The sequence below is a fragment of the Caulobacter sp. GW821-FHT11A05 genome (assembly GCF_058809015.1).
Genome location: NZ_JBXASF010000001.1, coordinates 235,573 through 255,899 on the forward strand (window position 1 = coordinate 235,573; position 20,327 = coordinate 255,899).

General features: G+C 71.8%; 20 protein-coding genes. 16 read left to right on the forward strand and 4 right to left on the reverse strand.

Features of this window, described 5'->3' with window-relative positions; translation table 11 throughout:
- The first annotated feature begins 1 nt into the window (after position 1).
- The 6 genes from AC1RSK_RS01060 to AC1RSK_RS01085 are packed head-to-tail and all read left to right on the forward strand — an operon-like array spanning position 2 to position 5,607.
- Positions 2-991: an enoyl-CoA hydratase/isomerase family protein gene (locus tag AC1RSK_RS01060; RefSeq protein ID WP_492904730.1), complete on the forward strand. Its 990-nt coding sequence runs from the start codon at positions 2-4 to the stop codon at positions 989-991.
- Entirely contained in the window at positions 988-2,250 is a 1,263-nt protein-coding gene (locus AC1RSK_RS01065; protein ID WP_492904732.1) for a CoA transferase, read from the forward strand. Before AC1RSK_RS01060 ends, AC1RSK_RS01065 begins: the two co-directional genes overlap by 4 nt.
- A complete protein-coding gene (locus AC1RSK_RS01070) occupies positions 2,247-3,617 on the forward strand; it encodes an amidohydrolase family protein (RefSeq protein ID WP_492904734.1) in 1,371 nt (456 codons plus the stop codon). The genes AC1RSK_RS01065 and AC1RSK_RS01070 overlap by 4 nt, the downstream gene beginning before the upstream one ends.
- Positions 3,604-4,482 (forward strand): SDR family oxidoreductase, encoded by an 879-nt coding sequence (locus tag AC1RSK_RS01075; RefSeq protein WP_492904736.1) that lies wholly within the window; start codon positions 3,604-3,606, stop codon positions 4,480-4,482. The genes AC1RSK_RS01070 and AC1RSK_RS01075 overlap by 14 nt, the downstream gene beginning before the upstream one ends.
- A gap of 15 nt (positions 4,483-4,497) precedes the next feature.
- Positions 4,498-5,178, forward strand: coding sequence for an SDR family NAD(P)-dependent oxidoreductase (locus AC1RSK_RS01080; protein WP_492904738.1), 681 nt, complete (start codon positions 4,498-4,500; stop codon positions 5,176-5,178).
- 33 nt (positions 5,179-5,211) lie between these two features.
- A complete protein-coding gene (locus AC1RSK_RS01085) occupies positions 5,212-5,607 on the forward strand; it encodes a MerR family transcriptional regulator (protein WP_492904740.1) in 396 nt (131 codons plus the stop codon).
- A gap of 22 nt (positions 5,608-5,629) precedes the next feature.
- Here the strand turns inward: AC1RSK_RS01085 and AC1RSK_RS01090 are convergent, their stop codons facing one another.
- From AC1RSK_RS01090 to AC1RSK_RS01105, 4 genes are read right to left on the reverse strand one after another with little or no spacing between them, the layout of a single operon-like run.
- Complete coding sequence (locus AC1RSK_RS01090; protein WP_492904742.1) at positions 5,630-6,394, reverse strand: FadR/GntR family transcriptional regulator; 765 nt, start codon at positions 6,392-6,394, stop codon at positions 5,630-5,632.
- Positions 6,391-7,017 (reverse strand): 2-dehydro-3-deoxy-6-phosphogalactonate aldolase, encoded by a 627-nt coding sequence (locus AC1RSK_RS01095; RefSeq protein WP_492904744.1) that lies wholly within the window; start codon positions 7,015-7,017, stop codon positions 6,391-6,393. The genes AC1RSK_RS01090 and AC1RSK_RS01095 overlap by 4 nt, the downstream gene beginning before the upstream one ends.
- Positions 7,014-7,916 carry a 2-dehydro-3-deoxygalactonokinase gene (locus AC1RSK_RS01100; RefSeq protein WP_492904746.1) on the reverse strand — a complete coding sequence of 301 codons (903 nt, stop codon included), beginning with the start codon at positions 7,914-7,916 and terminating at the stop codon, positions 7,014-7,016. Before AC1RSK_RS01100 ends, AC1RSK_RS01095 begins: the two co-directional genes overlap by 4 nt.
- Positions 7,913-8,692, reverse strand: a complete 780-nt coding sequence (locus AC1RSK_RS01105; RefSeq protein WP_492904748.1) for an SDR family NAD(P)-dependent oxidoreductase — start codon at positions 8,690-8,692, stop codon at positions 7,913-7,915. The genes AC1RSK_RS01100 and AC1RSK_RS01105 overlap by 4 nt, the downstream gene beginning before the upstream one ends.
- 151 nt (positions 8,693-8,843) lie before the next feature.
- Between AC1RSK_RS01105 and AC1RSK_RS01110 the strand changes: the two genes are divergently transcribed.
- The 10 genes from AC1RSK_RS01110 to AC1RSK_RS01155 all read left to right on the forward strand — a co-directional run bounded on the left by AC1RSK_RS01110 (position 8,844) and on the right by AC1RSK_RS01155 (position 20,176).
- Positions 8,844-9,836: an arabinose ABC transporter substrate-binding protein gene (locus AC1RSK_RS01110; RefSeq protein ID WP_492904750.1), complete on the forward strand. Its 993-nt coding sequence runs from the start codon at positions 8,844-8,846 to the stop codon at positions 9,834-9,836.
- Positions 9,833-11,353 (forward strand): L-arabinose ABC transporter ATP-binding protein AraG, encoded by a 1,521-nt coding sequence (gene araG, locus AC1RSK_RS01115; RefSeq protein WP_492904752.1) that lies wholly within the window; start codon positions 9,833-9,835, stop codon positions 11,351-11,353. The genes AC1RSK_RS01110 and araG overlap by 4 nt, the downstream gene beginning before the upstream one ends.
- Positions 11,350-12,321: an L-arabinose ABC transporter permease AraH gene (gene araH / locus AC1RSK_RS01120; protein WP_492904754.1), complete on the forward strand. Its 972-nt coding sequence runs from the start codon at positions 11,350-11,352 to the stop codon at positions 12,319-12,321. Before araG ends, araH begins: the two co-directional genes overlap by 4 nt.
- Positions 12,322-12,446: 125 nt before the next feature.
- Entirely contained in the window at positions 12,447-13,460 is a 1,014-nt protein-coding gene (locus tag AC1RSK_RS01125; protein ID WP_492904756.1) for a LacI family DNA-binding transcriptional regulator, read from the forward strand.
- 96 nt (positions 13,461-13,556) lie between these two features.
- Positions 13,557-14,714: a fumarylacetoacetate hydrolase family protein gene (locus tag AC1RSK_RS01130; protein WP_492904758.1), complete on the forward strand. Its 1,158-nt coding sequence runs from the start codon at positions 13,557-13,559 to the stop codon at positions 14,712-14,714.
- Entirely contained in the window at positions 14,711-15,469 is a 759-nt protein-coding gene (gene xylB / locus AC1RSK_RS01135) for a D-xylose 1-dehydrogenase (protein ID WP_492904760.1), read from the forward strand. Before AC1RSK_RS01130 ends, xylB begins: the two co-directional genes overlap by 4 nt.
- A gap of 46 nt (positions 15,470-15,515) precedes the next feature.
- Positions 15,516-16,949 (forward strand): sugar porter family MFS transporter, encoded by a 1,434-nt coding sequence (locus AC1RSK_RS01140; RefSeq protein ID WP_492904762.1) that lies wholly within the window; start codon positions 15,516-15,518, stop codon positions 16,947-16,949.
- 66 nt (positions 16,950-17,015) lie between these two features.
- Positions 17,016-18,458 carry an aldehyde dehydrogenase family protein gene (locus AC1RSK_RS01145; protein ID WP_492904764.1) on the forward strand — a complete coding sequence of 481 codons (1,443 nt, stop codon included), beginning with the start codon at positions 17,016-17,018 and terminating at the stop codon, positions 18,456-18,458.
- Between the two features lie 6 nt (positions 18,459-18,464).
- Positions 18,465-19,331 carry an SMP-30/gluconolactonase/LRE family protein gene (locus AC1RSK_RS01150; protein WP_492904766.1) on the forward strand — a complete coding sequence of 289 codons (867 nt, stop codon included), beginning with the start codon at positions 18,465-18,467 and terminating at the stop codon, positions 19,329-19,331.
- Entirely contained in the window at positions 19,328-20,176 is an 849-nt protein-coding gene (locus AC1RSK_RS01155) for an aldose 1-epimerase (RefSeq protein ID WP_492904768.1), read from the forward strand. The genes AC1RSK_RS01150 and AC1RSK_RS01155 overlap by 4 nt, the downstream gene beginning before the upstream one ends.
- Positions 20,177-20,327: the final 151 nt, after the last annotated feature.

Genomic DNA, 20,327 nt, shown 5'->3' on the forward strand with positions numbered 1-20,327 from the left:
GATGGCCCGGCCCGACCTTGCGCGGCATGAGGACGAGGTCGAGCGGCGCACCCCGCTGTTCGGCGCGCCGCTGCGCATCGTCGACCTGGCCCGCGAGGACCCGACCGGCGCGGCCGGCATCGTCGTTGGCATCGACCGTGAGGGCCGCCTGCCGCCGGCGCCGGACGCCTGCGACCTGCTGCTGACCACCGCCTCGTCGCCGCCCCGGCCCTGGGTCGGTGTAGCGGACCTCGACGACGCTCTGGCCCGTCTGGACACCGCCGTCGCCTGCCACCCCCTCGCCGCCGCCTCCCTGGTCCAGGTGTTGCGCACGGGGCGAAACCTCGCCTTCGAAGAAGCCCTGGTCCTGGAGTCGGCGGTCTATTCCACCCTGCTTGGCGGCGAGGAGTTCCGCGCCTGGCGCCGCGCCAACCCGGCCCGCAAGACCCGGCCCGAGCCGGCGGCCCGTGTCGGCTTCGAGCGCGGAGACGCCACCGTCGTCCTGACCCTGGCCCGGCCGATGCGCCGCAACGCCTTTGATGCGGCGATGCGCGACGCCCTGGTCGAGGCCCTGCGGTCGGCCGCCGCCGACCCAGAGGTGACCGCCATCATCCTGCAGGGCCAGGGACCGGACTTCTCGGCCGGCGGCGACCTCGACGAGTTCGGCTCCGCCCCCGACCTCGCCGTCGCCCACTTCACCCGCCTGCTGCGCTCGCCGGCCCGGCTGGTCCACCAGCTGGCGCCGCTCATCGCCGTCCGGCTGCAGGGCGCCAGCATCGGGGCCGGCATCGAGGTGGCCGCCGGCGCCGGCCATGTCGTCGCCGCGCCGGGCGCCTGGTTCCAGCTGCCGGAAGTCGGCATGGGCCTGGTCCCCGGAGCCGGCGGCACGGTCAGCGTCCCGCGCCGCATCGGCCGCCGCCGCGCCGCCTGGATGGCCCTGCTCGGCGGGCCGCTGGACGCCGTCACCGCCCTCGACTGGGGCCTGGTCGATGCTCTGGAGCCGGCCTCGTGAGCGCCGCCCTTCGCCATGCTCCGACCCGCGAGCCGACCGCCCTGCGCTGGGCGCGCTCGGGGCTGATGGCCTTGACCGGCCCGGCCGACGGCCCGCCGCGGCTGCCGCCTGGCGATCCGATGACCGGCATCGACCTGCTGGTCTCGCAAGTCGAGGTCGCCGCTGCTCAACTCGGTCGGCCGGTCCGCCTCGATCCGCGCCTGCTGACCGAGCGCGCCGCCCTCACCGGCCTCAACCGCCAGGGCCGCATCGCCTGCGGCGGGGCCGCCCGCCTGGTCGAGGCCCGCGACGGCTGGCTGGCCGTCAACCTGCCGCGCGACACCGACCGCCTGTCCATTCCCGCCTGGCTCGGCCCCGGCCTGCCGGGCGACCCCTGGGCCGCCGTCGCCCGGGGCGTGCGCGGCCGCTCGCTCGCCGATCTGGTGGAGTCCGGCCGTCTGCTCGACCTGGCCGTCGCCGCCGTCGGCAGCCTCGCCATCCCGCCCGAGCCCTTCACCCTGCGCTGCATGGCCATCGCCCCGCAGCGGCGCCATACCGAGCAGCCCCTGGTCGTCGACCTGTCCGCCCTCTGGGCCGGCCCGCTCTGCGGCCAGATCCTCGCCGCCGCCGGCGCCCGGGTGATCAAGGTTGAAGGCGCCGGCCGCCCCGACCCCGTCCGCCAGGCCGCCCCGGCCTTCTTCGACCGGCTGCAGGCCGGCAAGGACAGCGTCGTCCTCGACTTCAACGACCCGGCCGATCTGGCCCGCCTCCGCGGCCTGCTGTGGCGCGCCGATGTGGTGATCACCAGCGCCCGCGCCCGCGCCTTCAGCCAGCTGGGTCTCGATCCCGAAAGCGTCTTCGCAAGCAACCCCGGCCTGGTCTGGGTGGCCATCACCGCCCACGGCTGGGCCAGCAACGCCGTCGGCTTCGGCGACGACGTCGCCGCCGGGGCAGGCCTGGTCGCCTATGACGGCGCCGGGGCGCCGCTGTTCGCCGGCGACGCCCTGGCCGACCCGCTGACCGGCCTCGCCGCCGCCGGCGGAGCCCTGCGCGCGATGGGGCAGGGCGGCGGCATCCTGGTCGACGCCAGCCTGGCCACGGCCGCCGCCTTCGTCGCCTCCTTCCCCGCCCCGCCCGCCGCCGCTCTGGTCCACCGCGCCGCCGATGGCTGGCGGGTGGAGACGAAAGACGGCTCGGCCCCCGTTGCCGCCCCCCAGGTCCGCCCCTGGCCCGGTCCCGCCGCCGATTTCGGGGCCGACACCACCCGGTGGGTGGCATGACCGGCGACCTCCTGATCCGCGATGTCGTCATCGACGGCGGCCCCCGCCAGGACGTCCGCGTCCGCGCCGGCCGCATCGTCGAGATCGGCCAGCATCTCTCCGGCCGCGAACCGGTGCTGGCCGGGCGCGGCGGCTGGCTGATCCCCGGCCTCATCGACCACCATATCCATCTGCTGGCCTGGGCCGCCCGCCGCCGCTCGGTCCGCCTCGATGGCCTGGACGGTCCAGCCGTCGCCCAGGCCCTCCGCGCCGCCTCCGGCCAGGGCTGGATCCGCGCCGTCGGCCACCATGGCGAGCCTCTCGACCGCGACCGCCTCGACCGCCTGGTTCCGGACCGTCCGCTGCGCGTGCAGTCGACCACCGGCGGCCTGTGGATCCTCAACTCCGCCGCCCTCGACCGGGTGCTGGACGGCGAGCCGCCCCCCTGCGTCGAGCGCGACGCCGAGGGTCGCCCCACCGGCCGCATCTGGCGCGGCGACGCCTGGCTGCGCGGCCGCATCGCCCAGGAGCCGCCGTCGCTGACGGAAGTCGGCCAGGCCCTGGCCCAATGGGGGATCACCGGCGTCACCGACGCCAGCGCCTCCACCGGTCCCGCCGAGGCCGCCCTGCTGACGTCCGCCGCCCTGCCGCAACGGCTGATGCTGATGAGCGCCGATCCGCTCCCCGAGGGCGGCGGCTACACCGTCGGCCCGGTCAAGCTGCTCCTCGACGAGCACGACCTTCCCGACTGGGACGACCTGTCAGACCGCTTCCGCTCCGCCCGCGCCCAGGGTCGCGCCGTCGCCGTCCACTGCGTCACCGCCACCGAACTGGCCTTCACCCTGGCCGCCTTCGAGGCCTTCGGGGCCCGCCCCGGCGACCGTATCGAGCACGGCAGTGTCATCCCGCCGACCGCCCTGCCGGTCCTGGCCCGCCTGGGCCTGACCGTGGTCACCCAGCCGGCCTTCGTCGCCGAGCGCGGCGACCGCTACCGCGCCGAGGTCGACGCCGCCGACCAGCCCGACCTCTACCGCTGCGCCAGTCTCCTGCAAGCCGGCATCCGTGTCGCCGCCAGCTCCGACGCCCCCTACGCCGAGGCCGACCCCTGGGCCGCCATGCGCGCCGCGACCCGCCGCCTGACCGCCGCTGGCCATCCGCTCGGCCTGGACGAGCGGGTCAGCCCGGCCCGCGCCCTCGACCTCTTCCTGGGCGCCTTCGACGACCCCGGCGGACCGCCGCGCCGGATCGCCGTCGGCGCCGTCGCCGACCTCTGCCTGCTCACCGCCCCGCCGGCCGAGGCGATGTTCGCCGAACAGCCCGTCGCCGCCACCGTCATCGCCGGCCGCCTGGTCTGGTCCGCCCTGGAGCCCGTCCATGTCCCAGCCTGACAGCGTCGCCCTGGTCACCGGGGCCAACTCCGGCCTCGGCAAGGCCCTGGCCCTGGAGCTGGCCCGCAGGGGCCACACCGTCGTCGCCGGGGTCCGCGACCCGGCCAAGGCTCTTGCCCTGATCGAGGAGGCCGGCGGAGCCGTCCGCGCCGTGCGGCTGGACGTCACCAACGCCGCCAGCATCGCCGCCGCTCTGGACGACATCCGCGCCAACGAGGGCGAGCCGGACATCCTGATCAACAACGCCGGTGTCTCGGCCAACAGCCCGTTGGAGCTGCTGCCCGAGGAACACCACCGGCTGGTCTTCGAGACCAACTACTGGGGCGCCGTGCGGTTGATGCAGGCTGTGCTGCCGCAGATGCGGGCCCGCCGGCGCGGCCGCATCCTCAACGTTTCCTCGATGATGCCGCGCTTCGTCCTGGCCGGCACCACCGCCTACGCCGGCTCCAAGGCGGCCCTGGAACGGGCCAGCGAGGCCGTGGCCCTGGAGGCTGGCCCGTTCGGCGTCCGGGTGGTGGTCATCGAGCCCGGGGCGGTGAAGACCGAGCTGCAGGCCAACACCAGCGGCGGCGGCCGCTGGGCCGATCCGGCCCAGACCCCCTACGCCCCCGTCTTCGCCCGCACCCGCCGCATCCAGCGCTTCATGCTGGACCACGCCATGGAGGCCGACGCCTTCGCCCGCGCGGCGCTCGACACCGCCCTGGGCGAGGACCCGCCCTTCCGCCTGTTGGTCGGGACCGATGCCAACACCCTGGTGCCGGCCCGTGAGGCCCTGTCCGACGAGGCCTGGACCGCCATGGGGGCGGTCAGCGACGCGCAGTTCGACGCCCTGCTGCATGACGGCCTCGGCGTGGCGGAGGCCTGAGGGATGGAGAGCGCAATGAGCGATCGGGTCGTGGTGGTGACGGGCGGCTTCGGCGTGCTTGGCCGGGCGACGGCGGAGGCGGCGCTGGCCGCCGGCCTGCGGGTGGCGGCGATCGACCATGCGCCGGCCTCGGCCCTGCCCGAGAGCATCCTGGCGTTGGGCGGCGTCGACCTGACTGATGCGGCCCAGGCGGCCAGCGCCATGGAGGCCGTTGTCAGACATTTCGGCCGCCTCGACGCCCTCCTCAACATCGCTGGCGGCTTCGTCTGGCAGACCACGGAAGGCGGCGACCCGGCCGTCTGGGAGCGGCTCTACCGCCTCAACGTCCTCACCGCTCTGCACGCCTCACGCGCCGCCCTGCCGCACCTCAAGGCCAGCGGGGCCGGGCGGATCGTCAACGTCGGAGCCAATGGCGCGGTCAAGGCGGCGGCCGGTATGGGCGCCTACGCGGCCTCCAAGGCCGGCGTCCACCGGCTGACCGAAGGCCTGGCCGAAGAACTCAAGGGCGGCGGCGTCACCGTCAACGCCGTCCTGCCCTCGATCCTCGACACCGAAACCAACCGGGCCGACATGCCCGATGCCGATTTTACCGCCTGGGTCAGTCCCGCCGACCTGGCCGCGGTCATGCTGTTCCTGGCCAGTCCGGCCGCCGGCGCCGTCACCGGCGCCCTGATCCCAGTCACCGGCGGCGTCTAGGCCATCAACCCTTCCTTCAACGAGCCCTCCACCATGCTGCGCAACCCCAAAGCCCCCGCCTGCCCCGTCCTCATCGGCCATGTCCGCCGTCGCACCGGCCTGACCAACCGGGCCATCCGCTTCTATGAGGATCGCGGCATGGTGGCCTCGACCCGCGACCGTTTCGGCCGGCGCAGCTACGACGAGGGCGCGGTCGAGCGGCTGATCTACATCGCCCTCAGCCGCCAGGCCGGCCTGCAGGTGGCCGACATCCAGCTGCTGCTGGAGATCGGCGACCGCGACGGCGCCGCCCAACTCTCGATCCGCACCGAAGAGGCCTACCGCGCCCGGCTGATCGAACTGGAGGACCAGCGCCACGCCGTCCAGCGCAGCGCCGAGACCCTCGGCCTGGCGCTGGAGCGCGACCGCCCGATGCTGCGGGCGCTCTAGGCCCGGCTCCCGGCCACCGACATCATGCGCCCGCTGGCAAGGCCTCTTCGATAGGTGCGTCGGCGCCCTCGCGGTCGGCGGTCAGCATCAGGTCCAGGGCCTCCTGGATCAGCGCCCGCATGGCGAGCTCGGCGGTTTCGGCGTCGCCGGCCAGCACGGCGTCGGACACCACCTTGTGGTCCTGGACGCTGGCCAGCCGCACGCCCTTGTAGAAGTTGGTCCGCCGGATGCTGAAGCGCAGGGCCGTCTCGATCAGCTCGCACAGCTGGGCGAAGAAGGGGTTGCCGCTGGCCCGCAGGATCGAAGCGTGGAAGGCGATGTCCGAGGTCAGCGGGTCGTCCTCGCCGCGCTCGGCGGCGATCATCCGGTCGATGGCGACACTGATGCGGGCCTTCTCGGCCGGGCCCGCCTCTTTCGCCGCCAGGGCGGCGGCGGCCGGCTCGACCCCCAGCCGCACCTGGGTGAACTCGATCAAGAGGCGCAGGGAGAACTTGCGCTCCAGGGTCCAGCGCAGCACGTCGGGGTCGAGCAGGTTCCAGGCCGATTCCGGCTGCACCCAGGTGCCCTGCCGCGGCCGCGCCTTGAGCAGGCCTTTGGCGGTCAGCATCTTGACCGCCTCGCGCACGACGCTGCGGCTGGCCTCGTACTGCAGGCACAGGTCGCCCTCGACCGGGAAGGGGTTTGCGTCGTGGTAGCGGCCGGTGACGATGGCGATGCCGAGGTCCTGGACGATGCTGGTGGTCAGGTTCTGGCCGCCGCCCCGCGGACCAGACCGTTGAAGCGTCATCGGTTCCCCTCCCGCCATGCCTGCACGAACCGGCGGGCCCGTTCACCGACTGACTCGGCGCTGTCGCCCGGCCGGTAGAGGGATGAGCCGATGCCGAAGCCGGCCGCCCCGACCGCCCGCCAGCCGGCCAAGGTGTCGGGGTCGATACCGCCGACGGCGAGCACCGGCGCGGTGGACGGCAGCACCGCCTTCATGGCCTTCAGGGCTGCATGGCCGGCGACATCGGCGGGGAACAGCTTGAGGGCGTCGGCCCCGGCTTTCAGGGCCGCGAAGGCCTCGGTCGGGGTGAAGACGCCGGGGGCCGAGATCAGGCCGGCGGCCTTCGTGGCCAGGATGACGGAGGGGTCGGTGTTGGGCGAGACGATCAACTGACCGCCGGCCGCCGCCACGGCGGTGACGTCCTCAGGGGTCAGCACCGTGCCGGCCCCGACCAGCAGCCGGTCGCTGAAGGCCTCACGGATGCGCCGGATGCTCTCCAGCGGCTGGGGCGAGTTGAGCGGCACTTCCAGCGCCAAGAAGCCGGCGGCCTCCAGGGCGGCGGCGATATCGATCGCTTCGTCGGGCTTGAGGCCGCGCAGGATGGCGATCAGCGGCAGGGTCTCGAGGATCCGGGTCCAGGTCACGCCATCGTCTCCCAAATACGCCAAAGGCCGCGCGCCGAGGCCTCGCCGCCATCGACGACGCCGGCCACCGGCCGTCCGGCCAGGTCCAGCACTGTGCTGTAGAGCTCGCCGAGCCGTGGCGTGGCGGCGATGAGGATCGGAGCCGCGGGGTCAGCGACCTTCAGCCCTTCCGCGACTTCCGAGCCGATCAGCAGACCCGACAGGTAGGAGGCCAGGCCGGCCGCCGGCAGATGGTCGAACAGCGCCTCGGACCGGGTCGAGAACAACAGGCCGAGAAGGCCTGGAGCCGCCAGCGCCCGCTCGGCGCCGAGCGCGAAACAGCCGGCGTTCGGGGCGTCGCCGTCCATCAGCCGGGCCAGGATCGAGTGGCGACTGAGCAGGTCGTAGAGCTCGCCGGTCAGGTAGGTGCGGAAGGCGCTGACCCGGCCGGCGCGAACGTTGGCCCATTTGCTGTGGGTGCCGGGCGCGATGACCAGGGCTTCGCCATCGCCGGGGGCGATGCCGAGAATCTGGGTTTCCTCGCCGCGCATGACGTCGGCGGTATCGTCGGCGGCGAGGACGGAAAGGCCCGGTACGATCCAGGCATCAGCCCAGGCCGTCTCCACCGGGGCCAGGGCGGTCGCGATCTCCGGCAAGCCGGCGGGGCAGGGGGCGTAGGGCGCCTCGCGCCAGCCCTGGCGGCTGCCGATCATGCCGCACATCAGGATGCGGGGCCGACCGCTGGCGGGAAGCCAGCCGTCGATCAGGCCCGACAGCGCCGCCTCGTGGCCGCCCGCCTCGATCCGCTGGATGCCCTGGTCGCTGCCCCGCCATTCGAGCACCGCCCCGTCCGCGCCGAACAGGCAGGCGCGCAGGTTGCTGGTGCCCCAGTCGACGCCGATCAGGGCCGCTTGGCTCATGCCCAGCCCGCGTCGACGGTGAAGTCCTGTGAGGTGCAGTAGCGGGAATCCTCGGCGGCCAGGAACAGGGTCATGGCGGCGATGTCGATCGGGTCCAGCCGCACCGGCAGGCATTGCGAGCGGTCCATCTGCGCCTCGCCCTCGGCGTCGACCCACAGGGCCTTCTGGCGCTCGGTCATCACCCAGCCGGGGGTCAGGGTGTTGACCCGGATCATGTCGGGGCCGAGTTCGCGGGCCAGGCTGCGGGTCATGCCGTGCACGGCCGACTTGGCGGTGGTGTAGCCGACCATGCCGGCGGTGCCGGTCTTCCAGCTGATCGAGCCGAAGTTGATGATGCTGCCGCCGCCGCGCCGGCGCATCTGCCGCGCCGCCGCCTGGGAGGCGAAGGCCATGGGGCGCAGGTTCACGGCGATGCGGTCGTCCCAGTAGTCGGGGGTCAGGTCATCGAATTTGTGCCGGGTGTCGTCGGCGGCGTTGTTGACCAGCACGGCGAGGTCGCCGAGCGCCGCGCCGGCCGCCTCGATGCTGGCCTGCAGGGCGGCGATGTCGCGCAGGTCGCAGGCGCTGAACAGCGGAGCGGAGGCTGCGTCGGTCGCCAGCGATTGCGCCAGCGCCTCGCCCCGGGCGGCGTCGATGTCGACGAAGGCGACCTTGGCGCCCTGCTTGACGAAGGCCTCGACCAGGGCCGCGCCGATGCCGCTGGCCCCGCCGGTGATGAAGACCGGAAGCCCCGACAGGCTGGGATAGACCGCACGCCCGGTGGTCGATTGAGACACGAAATACCTCCCGCAGCGGCCTTGCTTTGTCGCCGGTCCGCCGCCGAGCCATAGCAAATCAATTTATATGATAAAAGCGTTGACCTGTCGAAAGCGCTATCATACGGCAGACGGAGCAAGCGCCGGGACAGGCGCCGCGGAGGACTTCGGGATGACCATTTCCAGGAAACAGTTCCTGACCCTGCTGGCCGGCACGGGTCTCGCGGTCGCGGCCGGCTGCGCCAAGTCCGACAGCCGGGTGAAGGTCGGCTTCATCGTCAAGCAACCCGAGGAACCCTGGTTCCAGAACGAGTGGAAGTTCGCCCAGCAGGCGGCCGACAAGAACGGCTTCGAGCTGATCCGCATCGGCGCTACCGACGGCGACAAGGTGCTGGCCGCCATCGACAACCTGGCCGCCAAGGGGGCCGGCGGCTTCGTCATCTGCGCGCCCGATCCCAAGCTCGGCGCGGCCATCAAGCAGCGGGCGGCGGCCAACGACCTGAAATTGATGTCGGTCGACGACCGTCTGATCGGCTCGGACGGCCAGCCGATCGCCTCCATACCCCACGTTGGAATCTCGGCCGGCGACATCGGAACCCTGGCCGGCCAGACCATCGCCGCCGAGGCCAAGGCCCGCGGCTGGGACCTGAAGGACGTCGGCCTCTTGCGCATCAGCTTCGACAGCCTGCAGACGGCCAAGGAACGCACGGTCGGGGCTCGCGAGGCGCTGATCGCCGCCGGCCTGCCGGCCGCCAACGTCTTCGACGCCCCGCAGCGGACCAGCGATACCGAGGGCGGCTTCAATGCCGCGAGCCCGGTGCTGACCCGCCAGTCGGCCGTGCGCCGCTGGGCCATCGTCGGCATGAACGACGAGACGGTGCTGGGCGGGGTGCGGGCCGCCGAAGGGCTGGGCCTCAAAGGCGCCGACGTCATCGGCTGCGGCATCGGCGGCTCGGGCACGGCCGAGGCGGAATTCTCCAAGGCCGAGGCCACCGGCTTCTTCGCCACCATCCTCTTGAGCCCCAAGCGCCACGGCTACGACACGGCCGAGGCGATGTACCAATGGATCAAGGACGGCAAGGCGCCGGCCCCGCTGACCTTCACCTCCGGCCAGGTGATGAACCGGGCCAACTGGAAGGCCCTGAAGGCGGCCGAGGGCGCGTGACCGGGCCGCTCCTCGAGCTGGAGCGGATCGGCAAGGGCTTTCCCGGCGTGGTGGCCCTGGACGGGGTCAGCCTGTCGGTGGCCGGCGGCGAGATCCGCGCCCTGATGGGCGAGAACGGGGCCGGCAAGTCGACCCTGCTGAAGGTGCTGGCCGGCGAGTACCGGCCCGATTCCGGCGCGATCCGGGTGGCCGGCCAGCCGGTGGTCTTCCACGGTCCGGCCGATCCGGCCGCCGCCGGCGTCGCCATCATCCACCAGGAACTGCACCTGGCGCCGGAGATGACGGTGGCCGAGAACCTGCTGCTGGGGACCTATCCGACCCGAGGCCCCTTCCTCGACGCGAGGACCATGCGCCGCCGGGCCGCCGAGGTGCTGGAGCAGCTGGGCGAGGCCATCCATCCCGACACCAAGGTCAAGGACCTCTCCATCGGCCGGCGGCAGATGGTCGAGGTCGGCAAGGCGCTGCTGCGCAATGCGCGGATCATCGCCTTCGATGAACCGACCAGCAGCCTCAGCGCCCGCGAGACCGAGATCCTCATGCGGATCATCCGCGACCTCAAGGCCGAGGGCCGGGCGATCATCTATGTCAGCCACCGGATGGAGGAGGTCTTCGACCTCTGCGACAGCGTCACCGTCCTGCGCGACGGCCGCCATGTGGCGACCCACCCGGACCTGGGGGCCATCTCCAACGACCGGCTGATCACCGAGATGGCCGGCCGCAGCATCGCCGACGTCTATGGCTACCAGCCGCGTGAGCTGGGCGAGGTCACCGTCTCGGTCGAGGGCCTGCAGGGTCCGGGCCTGAGCCGGCCGGTCAGCTTCGAGGCAAGGCGCGGCGAGATCCTCGGCTTCTTCGGCCTGGTCGGGGCGGGACGCTCCGAACTGCTGCAGCTGGTCTATGGCGGCACGCAGGCGACGGGCGGCCGCGTGGTCATCGAGGGCAAGGAACTCAAGGCCAAGAGCCCCGGCGCGGCCATCGCCGCCGGCCTCGGCCTCGCGCCCGAGGATCGAAAGGACCAGGGCATCGTTCCCATGGCCTCGGTCGAGGACAATATCGTCATCGCCGAGCGCAACCTCGCCGGCCGCAGCCCGATCCGCAACCACGCCCGTGAGCGCAGCCTGGCCGAAAAGCTGATCGGCGCGATGCGGGTCAAGACGCCGACCGCCCGCACGGCGATCAGCGCCCTGTCCGGCGGCAACCAGCAGAAGGCCATCCTGGCCCGCTGGCTGGCGGCCGAGGCCCGCATCCTGCTGCTCGACGAGCCGACGCGCGGCATCGACGTCGGGGCCCGCAGCGAGATCTACAGCCTGATGTACCGCCTGGCGTCGGAGGGCCGCACCCTGATCGTCGTCTCCAGCGACATGGCCGAGGTGCTGGGCGTCTGCGACCGCGTCCTGGTCATGCGCCAGGGGGCCATCGCCGGCGAGCTGAGCCGCGAACAGGCCACCCCCGATGAATTGCTGCGACTGGCCCTGCCCGCCGCGCCCGACGATGTCCTGACCGGAGCTGCCGCATGACCGAGACGGCCAACGCCCTGCTTCGCCGCCTCAGCGGCGCCGGCCCGATCATCCTGCTGGCGCTGCTGTTCGCGGCCTTAGCCGTGCTGGTCCCCGACTTCATGGGGGTGCGCAACCTCAAGGGCCTGATCCTGTCGGTCAGCCTGGTCGGGATGATCGCCGCGACCATGATGTTCGTCCTGGCCCTGCGCGAGGTCGACCTGTCGGTCGGCTCCATCGTCGCCCTGGCCGGGGTGCTCTGCGCCGAGGTCATCACCTCCACCGGCAGCGTCTGGCTGGGCGTCGGGGCCGGCCTCGCCGCCGGGGCTCTGGTCGGCCTGTTCAACGGCGTCGTTGTCGCCCGCTTCAAGGTCAATTCGCTGATCGCCACCCTGGCGACCATGGAGATCGTCCGGGGCCTGGCCTTCCTCGCCTCGGGCGGCGAGGCGGTGTCTATCTCCAAGGAGCAGTTCTACGTTCTCGGCTCGGGGACCTTCCTCGGCGTCGGTTTCCCGGTGTGGATCACCATCCTCTGTTTCGGCCTCCTGGGCGTGGTGCTGAACGCCACGGTGTTCGGCAAGAACGTCCTGGCCATCGGCGGCAATCCGGAGGCGGCGCGGCTGGCCGGGGTGCCCGTCGACCGGGTGCGGATCATCGTCTTCGCCCTGCAGGGCCTGGTCGCCGGCCTGGCCGGCATCGTGCTGGCGGCGCGGATCACCAGCGGCCAGCCGAACACCTCTCAGGGCCTCGAACTGGCAGTGATCTCGGCCTGCGTGCTGGGCGGGGTGTCGCTGTCGGGCGGGGTGGCCAGCATCTTTGGGGTCATCGTCGGGGTGCTGATCATGGGCGCCGCCCAGAACGCCCTGAACCTGCTCGATGTGCCGACCTTCTACCAGTACGTGGTCCGCGGCGGCATCCTGCTGCTGGCCGTCATCGTCGACCAGCTGCGCCAGCGGGCCCGCCGCCCGGCCGCCGCCAAGGCCGCCTGAACCGCCCCGATCGGCGGCGCGGCCACGACTTGCGATCACACTCGCCGCTTGCGTCGGAGCGGATTATCCTGAACGGACAGCGACAGATTGAAGTCAGGGCGGGTCCGGTTGTGAACAAGAAGGTGGTGACGATCGACGACGTCGCGCGCAGCGCGGGCGTCTCGCCGATGACCGTCTCGCGGGTGATGAATCACGCCGCCGGGGTCAAGGCCAGCACCCGCACCGCCGTGATGGAGGCCGTCGAGGCGCTCGGCTACCGGCCCAACGCCGCCGCCCGCAACCTGGCCAGGGCCGGGGCAGGGCGCCTGGGCATGCTGTATTCCAACCCCAGCGCCGGCTACCTCAGCCAGTTCCTGCTCGGAGCCCTGGAGGGCGCGCACGAGATCGGCGCCCAGCTGCTCCTGCAGAAATGCCAGCCCGATCCGGAGAGCGAGCGGGCCGCCGTCGCCCAGCTGGCGGCGGGGGGCGTGGTCGGGGTGATCCTGCCGCCGCCGCACGGCGAGTCCTGGGCTGCGCTGGCTGAGGTGAAAGCCCACGGCCTGGCCGCCGTCGCCGTGGCCCCGGGACGCTTCCGGCCAGGGGTGATGGCCATCCGAATCGACGACCTGGCCGCCGCCGCCGAGATGACCCGCTACCTGCTCGGTCTCGGCCACCGGCGCATCGGCTTCATCAAGGGCGCCGCCAACCAGACCGCCAGCGCCGAGCGCCTGATCGGCTTCGAGACCGAGATGGCCGCCGCCCAGGGCCCGGTCGAGACCTTGATCGAGGCCGGCGAGTTCACCTACCGCTCCGGCTTCGACGCCGCCGAGCGGCTGCTGGCCGCCCGCCGGCCGCCGACGGCCATCTTCGCCTCCAACGACGACATGGCCGCCGCCGCCATCGCCGCCGCCCACCGCCGGGGCCTGGAGGTGCCGCGCGACCTGACCGTGGTCGGCTTCGACGACACGCCGGTCGCCTCGGAGATCTGGCCGGCCCTGACCACCATCCGCCAGCCGGTGTCGGAAATGGCCCAGCTGGCCGTTCAACTCCTGGCCCGGGGCCACAACGGCGGCGAACCGGAATCGGACGAGGAGCCGCCGGAGCGGTTGATCGCCCACACCCTCATCGTCCGGGACTCGTCAGGTCCCTGCTCCGACTGAACCTTCTGCCTTGACAAGTGCCTCCCAGCCCAGAATGTTAGCGCTAACAAAAAGGGCTGGCGCGCGGAGATGCGATGCCGGGCGGGAGGACCATAGTTGCGTATCGTCGACCATTTGCCGGAGGACTGGCGGGGCGCCGCGCTGATCGGACGTCTTGAGACGGCCGACGGCCCCAGTCCGATTCTGGTGCGCCAAGGCCGGGTTCTGGATATCAGCCGGACGACGCCGACCGTGGCCGAGGCTCTGGCCCGTCCCGATTGCGCGAGCCTGACCGGCGAGGATCTCGGCGACCTCGAGGCGATGGACTTCGCCTGCGCCTGGGAAACCACGGACCAACCCCAACTGAAGCTGCTGTCGCCGATCGACCTGCAGTGCATCAAGGCTTCGGGCGTCACCTTCGCGGTCTCGGCCATGGAGCGGGTGATCGAGGAGCGGGCCCGTGGCGACGCCGGCGCCGCCCAGGCCATCCGCGAAAGCCTCAGCGCCCGCATCGGCGGCGACCTGTCGAAGGTCAAGCCCGGTTCGGAACAGGCGGCCCTGCTCAAGACCGCCCTGATCGCCGATGGCCTGTGGTCGCAATACCTGGAAGTGGCCATCGGCCCGGACGCCGAGATCTTCACCAAGGCCCCGGTGCTGTCCTCGGTTGGCTGGGGCGCGCCCGTCGGCGTGCGCAGCGACTCGGCCTGGAACAACCCCGAGCCGGAAGTCGTGCTGGTCTGCGACCCGTCGGGCAAGCCGGTCGGCGCCAGCCTCGGCAACGACGTCAACCTGCGCGACATCGAGGGCCGTTCGGCCCTGCTGCTGGGCAAGGCCAAGGACAACAACGCCTCGGCCGCCATCGGCCCCTTCATTCGCCTGTTTGACACCGGTTTCTCCATGGACGACGTCCGCCAGGCCGCCGTCTCTCTGCAGGTGACCGGCGAGGACGGTTTCGAGATGGCCGGCCGCAGCACCATGTCGATGATCAGCCGCGATCCCGAGGAGCTGGTCCGCCAGACCTGCGGCAAGCACCACCAGTATCCGGACGGCTTCGCCCTCTACCTCGGCACCATGTTCGCGCCGGTCGACGACCGCGACGCGCCCGGCCAGGGCTTCACCCATCATGGCGGCGACCGCGTGCGCGTTTCCTCGCCGCGCCTTGGCGTGCTGGAGAATGTGACGACCGCCTGCGACGCCGCCGCGCCCTGGACCTTCGGGGTCACCGCCCTGATGCGCAATCTCGCCGCCCGCGGCCTGCTGGGAGCGGCCCAATGAGCAGCGCCATCTATCCTTCGCTCAAGGGCCGGCTGGTGGTCATCACCGGCGGCGGCTCCGGCATCGGCGCGGCCCTGACCGAGTCCTTCGCCCGGCAGGGCGCGCGGGTGGTGTTCATGGACATCGCCGTCGCCGAATCCGAGGCCCTGGCGGTCGAGCTGGCCGGCCTCGACCCGGCCCCGATCTTCCACAACTGCGACCTGACCAAGGTCGCCGCCCTGCAGACCTGCATGGCCGAGATCGCCGCCGAGCACGGCCCGGTCGAGGTGCTGGTCAACAACGCCGCCAACGACGACCGCCACAGCCTGGCGCAGGTGACGCCCGACTACTGGGACGACCGCATGGCCGTGAACCTGCGGCACATGTATTTCGCCACCCAGAGCGCCGCCCCGGCCATGCAGGCCGCCGGCAAGGGGGTGATCCTCAACCTCGGCTCGATCAGCTGGCACCTGGGCCTGCCCGACCTGTCGCTCTACGAGACGGCCAAGGCCGGCATCGAGGGCATGACCCGGGCCCTGGCGCGCGAGCTGGGCCCTGACGGGGTTCGTGTCGCCTGCATCGTGCCCGGCAACGTGAAAACCCCGCGGCAGATGAAGTGGTACACCCCGGAAGGCGAGGCCGAGATCGTCGCGGCCCAGTGCCTGAAGGGCCGCATCGAACCCCGGGACGTGGCGGCGCTGGCGCTGTTCCTCGCTTCGGACGACGCCCGGTTCATCACCGGGCATGAGTATTTCGTGGACGCCGGCTGGCGTTAGGCCGGCGGATCGCAATCGGGCCGACAGAGCCCAATGGGAGGAAGACATGGCGTCAGCCACGGGGGGATCCGGTCCCGACATCGCCGGAGCGGACAAGGTCAACATGGGCTTCATCGCCCTGATCGTCTCGGTCGCCACTATCGGCGGCTTCATGTTCGGCTACGACTCGGGGGTCATCAACGGCACCCAGGACGGGCTGGAGAGCGCCTTCAAGCTGTCGGCGCTGGGCACCGGCTTCAACGTCGGCGCCATCCTGCTGGGCTGCGCCTTCGGGGCCTTCGGCGCCGGCAAGCTGTCGGACATGATCGGCCGCAAGTCGGTCATGCTGATCGCCGCGGCCATGTTCATCGTCAGCGCCCTCTGGGCCGGCGCGGCCGACACCTCGGCCCACTTCATCATCGCCCGCTTCATCGGCGGCCTGGGCGTCGGCGCCGCCAGCGTGCTGGCCCCGGCCTACATCTCCGAGGTCACTCCGGCCTCGATCCGCGGCCGGCTGTCCAGCGTCCAGCAGATCATGATCATCACCGGCCTGACCGGGGCCTTCGTCGCCAACTACGCCCTGGCCGCCACGGCCGGCGGCTCGACGGCCGAGTTCTGGCTGGGTCTGCCGGCCTGGCGCTGGATGTTCTGGCTGCAGACCATTCCGGCCGCCATCTACCTGTTCGCCCTGCTGCTGATCCCGGAAAGCCCGCGCTTCCTGGTCGTCAAGGGCCGCGAGGCCCAGGCCACGGCCGTCCTGACCCGCCTGTTCGGGGCCGAGGCCGCGACCCGCAAGGTCATCGAGATCCGCGACTCCCTGGCCGCCGACCACAAGCCGAAACTGGCCGATCTGCTCGATCCCGCCACCCGCAAGGTGCGCCCGATCGTCTGGGCCGGCCTGATCCTGGCGGTGTTCCAGCAGCTGGTCGGCATCAACATCGTCTTCTACTACGGCGCCGTGCTGTGGCAGTCGGTTGGCTTCTCCGAGAACGACGCCCTGCAGATCAACATCCTGTCCGGCGCCCTGTCGATCGTCGCCTGCCTGGCTGCCATGGCGGTCATCGACAAGATCGGCCGCAAGCCTCTGCTGCTGATTGGCTCCGCCGGCATGACGGTCACGCTTGGCGTGCTGGCCTGGTGCTTCTCGCAGGCCACCATGGTCGACGGAGCGCCGCACCTGCCCGATCAGGTCGGCATGATCGCCCTGATCTCGGCCAACGCCTATGTGGTGTTCTTCAACCTCAGCTGGGGCCCGGTGATGTGGGTCATGCTGGGCGAGATGTTCCCCAACCAGATGCGCGGCTCGGCGCTGGCGGTGGCGGGCTTCGCCCAGTGGATCGCCAACTTCGCCATCTCGGTCAGCTTCCCGGCCATGGCCGTGGGCCTTGGCCTGCCGCTCACCTACGGCTTCTACGCGGTCAGCGCCCTGATCTCCTTCTTCCTGGTCCAGGCCTGGGTGAAGGAGACCCGCGGCCGCGAACTGGAAGACATGACCGGCTAGCCCATTCCTCCCCTTTGGCCCCGCCGTTCCCCAGCGGCGGGGCCATTTTTTGTTAGAGAGATCCCCATGACCGACACGCTCGAAGTTTCCCACTGGATCGGCGGCGAGCGCGTCCAGGGCCAGCGGCCCGGCGAAAGCCTCAACCCCTCCGACACCCGCGAGCGCGTCGCCCACATCCCCGACGGCGGCGAGGCCGAGGTCGACGCCGCCGTGGCCGCCGCCCGCGCCGCCTTCCCGGCCTGGTCCGAGGCCTCGCCGGAGGTTCGCTCCGACATCCTGGATCGCGCCGGCACGCTCCTGATGGAGCGCCGTGAAGCCGTCGGCCGGCTGCTGTCGCGGGAGGAAGGCAAGACCCTGCCCGAGGGCATCGGCGAGACCGTCCGCGCCGCCCGCATCCTGAAGTATTTCGCCGGCGAGGCTCTGCGCCTGCACGGCCAGAACCTGGCCTCTGTGCGCCCCGGCGTCGAGATCCAGACCTACCGCCAGCCGGTCGGCGTCTTTGGCCTGATCACCCCCTGGAACTTCCCGATCGCCATTCCGGCCTGGAAGTCGGCCCCGGCCCTGGCCTTCGGCAATACGGTGGTGCTGAAGCCCGCCAGCCTGACCCCGGCCACGGCCGAGGCCCTGGTCGCCATCCTGCATGAAGCGGGCCTGCCCAAGGGCGTGCTCAACATGGTCATCGGCGGCGGCAAGGTCGGCCAGGCGATGGTCGATCATCCCGGCATCGACGGCCTCAGCTTCACGGGCTCGCAGGGCATCGGGGCCGGCGTCGCCATGGGCGCGGCCAAACGGCAGGCCCGGGTGCAGCTGGAGATGGGCGGCAAGAACCCGCTGATCGTGCTGGACGACGCCGACCTCGACCGCGCCGTGGCCATCGCCCTCGACGGCTCCTTCTTCGCCACCGGCCAGCGCTGCACGGCCTCCAGCCGCCTGATCATCCAGGACGGCATCCATGACCGCTTCGTCGCCGCCCTCGGCGAGGCCGTGAGGGGCCTTAAGGTCGGCGACGCCCTCGACCCGACCACCAAGATCGGCCCCGCCGTCAGCGAGGCCCAGCGCGAGACCTCCTACCGCTACATCGACGTGGCTCGCGAAGAGGGCGGCCGGCTGGTCACCGGCGGCGAGCGGCTGAATCTCGACAAGCCCGGCTGGTATGTGCAGCCGACCCTGATCGCCGACACCCTGCCGGGCATGCGGATCAACGCCGAGGAGGTGTTCGGCCCGGTCGCCTCGACGATCCGGGTGAAGTCCTACGAAGAGGCGCTGGAAACCGCCAACGGCGTCGAGTTCGGCCTCTCGGCCGGCATCGTCACCACCTCGCTGAAATACGCCCGCGACTTCCAGCGCCGGGCCCGGGCCGGCATGGTGATGGTCAACCTGCCGACCGCCGGGGTCGACTACCATGTGCCGTTCGGCGGCTCGAAGAAGTCGAGCTATGGGTCTCGCGAACAGGGCTTCGCCGCGGCGGAGTTCTTCACCCAGATCAAGACCGCCTACTCGGCCGGCTAAGGACGCATGCTGACCCTCGGACCCGAACCCACCCTGATCAGCGACGTCCAATGCGAGCTCGGCGAAGGCCCGGTGTGGGACGCCGCCCGCGCCTGCCTGTGGTTCGTCGACATCAAGGGCCGCCGGCTGCATCGCTTTGATCCGGCCGGCGGCGCCCTGACCAGCTGGCCGACGCCGGACCAGACCGGCTTCGCCCTGCCGGCCGATGACGGCTCGCTGATCTGCGGCGTGCGCTCGGGTCTGCACCGGTTCGATCCCGACAGCGGCGCCTTCACCTTCCTCGCCGAGGTCGAGCCTGAGCGGCCGCAGAACCGGCTCAACGACGGCTTCGTCGCCCCGGACGGGACCCTGTGGTTCGGCTCGATGGACGACAGCGAGAGCGTCCTCTCCGGGGCCCTCTACAGCTGGCGCCAGGGCGTGCTGACCCGTCATGACGACGACTATGGCGTCACCAACGGCCCGGCCATGAGCCCGGACGGCAAGGTGCTCTACCACAACGACACTCTGCAGAAGCGCGTCTACGCCTTCGACCATGCGGACGGCGTCCTCTCCAATAAGCGGCCCTTCGCCGAGACCCCGGACGGCTACGCCGACGGCCCCTCGGTCGACGCCGACGGCGTGCTGCATGTCGGGCTGTTCAACGGCTGGGGCGTGGCCCGCTTCTCGCCCACGGGCGAACGGCTGGGAACGATCGCCTTCCCGGTGATGACGGTGACCAAGGCCGCGTTCGGTGGCGATGACCTGAAGACCCTGTTCTGCACCACCGCCTGGCTCGGCAACGCCGACAAGCGCGGCGAGCAGCCGACCCTGGGCGGCCTCTACGCCCTGCGGGTCGAGACCCCCGGCCAGCCGCAGGCGCGCGTGGCGCTATGATCGTCCTGGCCGCCGGCGACTGGTGCGCCGTTCTTCGCCCCGACCTTGGCGGCGCCGTCGCCAGCCTGTCCTTCAAGGGCCGCGACATCCTGCGCCCGACGCCGGCCGACGCCACCGATCCCTTGCAGACCGCCTGCTTTCCCCTGGTCCCCTACGCCAACCGCATCGCCGGCGGCCGTTTCGCCTTCGGGGGCCGTGAGGCGGCGCTCGAGGTCCTGGCGCCCTTCGCCCCCAACGCCCTGCACGGCGACGCCTGGCGCGCACCTTGGAAAACGGTCCGCGGCGAGGGGGACGGCGTCGAACTGGCCTTCGACCATGCGGCCAGCGGCTGGCCCTGGGCCTATGAGGCGCGGCAGGTCTTCTCCCTGACCAGGACTGGCCTGACCATCAGCCTGTCGATCCGCAACACCGACACCGCGCCGATGCCGGCGGGCCTCGGCCTGCATCCCTACTTCCCCGCCGGCCCCAGCAGCCGCCTGACCGTCGAGGCCACGGGCGTCTGGACCGTCGACGAGACCCTGATCCCGACGCGGCTGGCGCCTCCCGCTGCGGTCCAGGACTGGTCCGCCGGCCCGCGCCTGGGCGAGGCGGCGGCGGTGGACCACTGCTACGCCGGCTGGACCCGGCCGGCGCGGCTGGCCTGTGGCGACCAGACCACCCTGGTTTCCGCTTCGGGAGCCGGCTGGCTGCACGTCTTTACCCCGGCCGGGGCCGGCTACGCCTGCCTGGAGCCGGTGACCCATCGGCCGGACGCGGTCAACGCCCCGACGGACGAAGCCTCCGGCCTGGTGGTGCTGGCGCCCGGCGAGACGCTGAGCATGAGCATGACCATCGCCCTGGCCTAGGGCCGCCGGCCTGACTATCGAAGCGGCGGCCATTATACCGCCGGTCGTCGGACCCACAAAAAAGGCGGCGTCGCTCGGAAGCCGCCGAAAACCGGCCAAATGCCCGAGCCCGTTGGCTTTGGCGTTGGCCCAGGCGGTGAGGATGTCGCCC

Bases quoted from the DNA above. Each gene is read 5' to 3' on its own strand.
- AC1RSK_RS01060 (WP_492904730.1), top strand. From the start codon at position 2: ATGGCCCGGCCCGACCTTGCGCGGCATGAGGACGAGGTCGAGCGGCGC.
- AC1RSK_RS01070 (WP_492904734.1), top strand. From the start codon at position 2,247: ATGACCGGCGACCTCCTGATCCGCGATGTCGTCATCGACGGCGGCCCC.
- AC1RSK_RS01075 (WP_492904736.1), top strand. From the start codon at position 3,604: ATGTCCCAGCCTGACAGCGTCGCCCTGGTCACCGGGGCCAACTCCGGC.
- AC1RSK_RS01080 (WP_492904738.1), top strand. From the start codon at position 4,498: ATGAGCGATCGGGTCGTGGTGGTGACGGGCGGCTTCGGCGTGCTTGGC.
- AC1RSK_RS01085 (WP_492904740.1), top strand. From the start codon at position 5,212: ATGCTGCGCAACCCCAAAGCCCCCGCCTGCCCCGTCCTCATCGGCCAT.
- AC1RSK_RS01090 (WP_492904742.1), bottom strand. From the start codon at position 6,394: ATGACGCTTCAACGGTCTGGTCCGCGGGGCGGCGGCCAGAACCTGACC.
- AC1RSK_RS01100 (WP_492904746.1), bottom strand. From the start codon at position 7,916: ATGAGCCAAGCGGCCCTGATCGGCGTCGACTGGGGCACCAGCAACCTG.
- AC1RSK_RS01110 (WP_492904750.1), top strand. From the start codon at position 8,844: ATGACCATTTCCAGGAAACAGTTCCTGACCCTGCTGGCCGGCACGGGT.
- araH (WP_492904754.1), top strand. From the start codon at position 11,350: ATGACCGAGACGGCCAACGCCCTGCTTCGCCGCCTCAGCGGCGCCGGC.
- xylB (WP_492904760.1), top strand. From the start codon at position 14,711: ATGAGCAGCGCCATCTATCCTTCGCTCAAGGGCCGGCTGGTGGTCATC.
- AC1RSK_RS01140 (WP_492904762.1), top strand. From the start codon at position 15,516: ATGGCGTCAGCCACGGGGGGATCCGGTCCCGACATCGCCGGAGCGGAC.
- AC1RSK_RS01145 (WP_492904764.1), top strand. From the start codon at position 17,016: ATGACCGACACGCTCGAAGTTTCCCACTGGATCGGCGGCGAGCGCGTC.
- AC1RSK_RS01150 (WP_492904766.1), top strand. From the start codon at position 18,465: ATGCTGACCCTCGGACCCGAACCCACCCTGATCAGCGACGTCCAATGC.
- AC1RSK_RS01155 (WP_492904768.1), top strand. From the start codon at position 19,328: ATGATCGTCCTGGCCGCCGGCGACTGGTGCGCCGTTCTTCGCCCCGAC.